Source organism: Rhodococcus sp. P14, from assembly GCF_000256505.1.
Classification (GTDB): domain Bacteria; phylum Actinomycetota; class Actinomycetes; order Mycobacteriales; family Mycobacteriaceae; genus Rhodococcus; species Rhodococcus ruber.
In genome coordinates this window covers 1-3781 of record NZ_AJFC01000355.1, presented here as the reverse complement: position 1 = coordinate 3781, position 3781 = coordinate 1, and the positions used below count along the sequence as shown (strand labels likewise).

Annotated in this window: 3 protein-coding genes; 2 read left to right on the top strand and 1 reads right to left on the bottom strand. The window is 73.6% G+C overall.

Annotation, left to right across the window (positions count from 1 at the left end):
- Window positions 1-1310: bifunctional phosphatase PAP2/diacylglycerol kinase family protein (locus OEY_RS0124850; RefSeq protein WP_043805905.1), on the bottom strand; the 1310-nt coding region annotated here is incomplete at its 3' end.
- 64 nt (window positions 1311-1374) lie between these two features.
- Between OEY_RS0124850 and pafA the strand changes: the two genes are divergently transcribed.
- Entirely contained in the window at window positions 1375-2733 is a 1359-nt protein-coding gene (gene pafA / locus OEY_RS0124845) for a Pup--protein ligase (RefSeq protein WP_003937216.1), read from the top strand.
- A gap of 80 nt (window positions 2734-2813) precedes the next feature.
- On the top strand, window positions 2814-3781 hold a 968-nt coding region (locus tag OEY_RS0124840), incomplete at its 3' end, for a helix-turn-helix transcriptional regulator (RefSeq protein ID WP_010596448.1).

Sequence of the window (3781 nt, the reverse complement as noted above, 5' to 3'; positions counted from 1 at the left end):
GGGCCCCGGGCGGGCCTGCCGGTGGCCGCGGCCGCGAGCAGTCGCGTCCGCGACCAGTGCAGATCGGCCCGCAGATACCGCACGTCCAGGGTCCCGGTGTCGAGGCGGGGCCGTGACATCGGCACCCGATCGTCCGGTGCGTACCGTCCGTTGCCGACGAACAGCAACCACACCGCGGTGGGCACCCCGTCCAGCGACACCCGCAGCGGGCTCGCGGTCGCGAGGACCGCGGCCAACGCCGCCGCGGCGGCCGGCCACTTGCCGATCCGCGGCTCCCAGCGTTCGCGCAGCCGCACCGAGTCCGGATAGCCGCCCACGCTGGCGGTGTTGACGAACACCGGGCCACCCTCCGGCCCGGACCTGTCGACCTGTACCCGGCCGAGATCCACGCGCTGGGCCTGCCCGCGCTCGACCGCGCACACGGTCTGCTCCAGGTCGAGCAGCCCGGCGTCGCGCGCGAAATGGTTCAGGGTGCCGCCCGGGAACACCGCCAGCGGCAGGCCGTGCGCCACGGCCGCGCCGGCCGCGGCCCGCACGGTGCCGTCCCCGCCGTGTACGCCGAGCGCCGCCGGGGCGTGCTCGGCGACGTACCGGTCGAGTTGGGCGGTGAACTCCTGGTCCGGGTCGAGGACGATCACCCGTGCCCGGGGCAGCGCCGCGGCGATCGCGTCCGCGCCGTCGTCCCGGCCCGCGTCGGGGTTGACCAGCACCAGCAGGTCCCGGCCCTGCGGCAGGGCGGGGGCCGGGGCGGGTGGGCCCAGCCGGGCGGGCTCCTCGGTGCGGACCGCCCACCAGCGCCGTGTGGCCAGGGCCACCGCCGTGCCGAGGGCGACGCCGGTGACCACGTCGGCCGGCCAGTGCACCCCGGTGTGCACCCGGGAGTAGGCGACCGCCGCGGCCACCGGCGCGAGCACGGCCCCCGCCAGCGGGGATTCGAGGGCCATCCCGGTGGCGAAGGCCGCCGCCGACGCCGAATGCCCGGACGGGAACGACGACGAGCGTGGCGTCGGCAGCGAGCGGCGCAGCGGCCCGTCCTGCCGGGCCGGGGGGCGGCGGCGCGGCAGCAGCGGCTTGAGCACCCCGTTGGCCAGGGCGCTGGCCCCGCCCAGGGCCAGCAGGCCGCGGACGGCGCCGCGCCGGGGCCGTCCGCCCATCGCGGCGCACGCCGCGGCGCAGCCCAGCCACAGCCGACCGTGGTCGGCGGCGCGGCTCAGGCCGCGCAGCACGGGGTCGGCGGGGGAGGGCCGCAGGGCGGCGCTGCCCGCGAACAGGGACCGGTCCAGGCGTGTCAACGGTGCGGGGGCGAACATCACGGGTTCGACGGTAATCCCGTTGCGGCTCATGCTCGGTGATTCCGCGCGGTACTGTCGAAGTGTGCAGCGACGAATCATGGGCATCGAGACGGAGTTCGGCGTCACGTGCACCTTCCACGGGCACCGGCGGCTGAGCCCGGACGAGGTCGCCCGGTATCTGTTCCGCCGGGTGGTGTCCTGGGGGCGCAGCTCGAACGTGTTCCTCCGCAACGGGGCGCGCCTGTACCTGGACGTCGGGTCGCACCCGGAGTACGCCACGGCCGAATGCGACGACCTTCTCCAGCTCGTCGAGCACGATCACGCCGGCGAGCGGGTGCTCGAGGAACTGCTGATCGACGCCGAGCAGCGCCTCGCCGAGGAGGGCATCGGCGGGGACATCTACCTGTTCAAGAACAACACCGACTCGGCCGGCAACTCCTACGGCTGCCACGAGAACTACCTCGTGGTGCGGGCGGGGGAGTTCTCCCGCATCTCGGACGTGCTGCTGCCGTTCCTGGTGACGCGGCAGTTGATCTGCGGCGCCGGGAAGGTGCTGCAGACCCCCAAGGCGGCCACGTTCTGCCTGTCGCAGCGCGCCGAGCACATCTGGGAGGGCGTGTCGTCGGCGACCACCCGGTCCCGGCCGATCATCAACACCCGCGACGAGCCGCACGCCGACGCCGAGAAGTACCGGCGGTTGCACGTGATCGTCGGGGACTCGAACATGTCCGAGACCACCACGATGCTCAAGGTCGGCTCCGCGTCGCTGGTGCTCGAGATGATCGAGGCCGGGGTGGCGTTCCGCGACTTCGCGCTCGACAATCCGATCCGGGCCATCCGGGAGGTCAGCCACGACCTGACCGGGCGCAGGCCGGTGCGCCTGGCCGGTGGCCGGCAGGCCAGCGCCCTCGACATCCAGCGCGAGTATCACGGCCGGGCGGTGGAGTACCTGCGCACCCGCGAACCCGATCCGCACGTCGAGCAGGTGGTGGATCTGTGGGGCCGGGTGCTCGACGCGGTCGAGTCGCAGGACTTCGCGAAGGTCGAAACCGAGGTCGACTGGGTGATCAAGCGCAAGCTGTTCCAGCGCTACCAGGACCGCTACGACCTGGAGCTGTCCGACCCGAAGATCGCCCAGCTGGACCTGGCGTACCACGACATCAAACGCGGGCGCGGGGTGTTCGACCTGCTTCAGCGCAAGGGCCTGGCCACGCGGCTGACCGACGACGAGTCCGTCGACGCGGCCGTGCACACCCCGCCGCAGACCACCCGGGCGAAGCTGCGCGGCGACTTCATCGCCGCCGCGCAGGACGCGGGCCGCGACTTCACCGTGGACTGGGTGCACCTCAAGCTCAACGATCAGGCGCAGCGCACGGTCCTGTGCAAGGACCCGTTCCGCTCGGTCGACGAACGCGTCGAACGGCTCATCGCCTCGATGTAGGGGCGCCCCGGGGTCGCCGGCAGAGGGGCCTGCGTCCGGTAACCGGGTCGACCGGCGGGCGGGGGATTAGGCTGCACCGCGTGGCGAATTCCAAAGTCGAGCGGCTGGTGAACCTGGTCATCTGCCTGTTGTCCACCCGCCAGTTCCTCACCGCCGAGAAGATCCGCGCCTCCGTCGCCGGATACGACGACTCGGGCAGCGACGAGGCGTTCAGCCGCATGTTCGAACGCGACAAGAACGAGCTGCGCGATCTGGGGATCCCCCTCGAGACCGGCATGCCGTCCCGGTTCTCCACCGTCGAGGGCTACCGCATCAACCGCGACGCCTACGAACTGCCCGAGATCGAACTGACCAGCGCCGAGGCCGCGGCGGTCGCGGTGGCGGCGGCGCTGTGGGAGTCGCCGGAGCTCACCTCCGCGGCGCAGGGCGCGCTGCTCAAGCTGCGCGCCGCCGGGGTGCAGGTCGATGCCGATCCGGCGGGCGCGATCACCGCGATGCCCACCCGCAGTCGCGGTTCCGAGCCGGTGCTGGGGCGGTTGCTCGCCGCCGTCGACGCGCGCCGCGCGGTGCGGTTCCGGCACCGCAGTTCCCCGACCGACCCGTGGACCGAGCGCACCGTCGAGCCGTGGGGGGTGGTCACGGTGCACGGTCGCTGGTATCTGGTGGGGTTCGACCGGGACCGGGGGGCGCCGCGCACCTTCCGGCTCTCCCGGATCGACGACGACATCACCGAGTTCGGTCCTGCCGGCGCCGTGCGGATCCCCGAGGGGGTGGACCTGCGGGCGCACGCCCGCGCCGCCACCGCCACCGGCGACGTGACCGGTCATGCCCGGGTGTGGGTCGCGGACGGGCGCGCATTCGAACTGCGCCGGCTCGGCACCGAGCACGAGCGCCGCGTGGTGGGCGCCCGGCCCGGCACGGTCCTGGACGTGCCGGTGCGGTCGTGGGAGTGGATCGGGCGGGTGATCGCCGGGCAGGGCGCCGACGCGCTGGTGCTCGACCCGCCGGAGTTGCGCGAGGAGGTGCGCCGCACCCTGGCCCGGGTGCT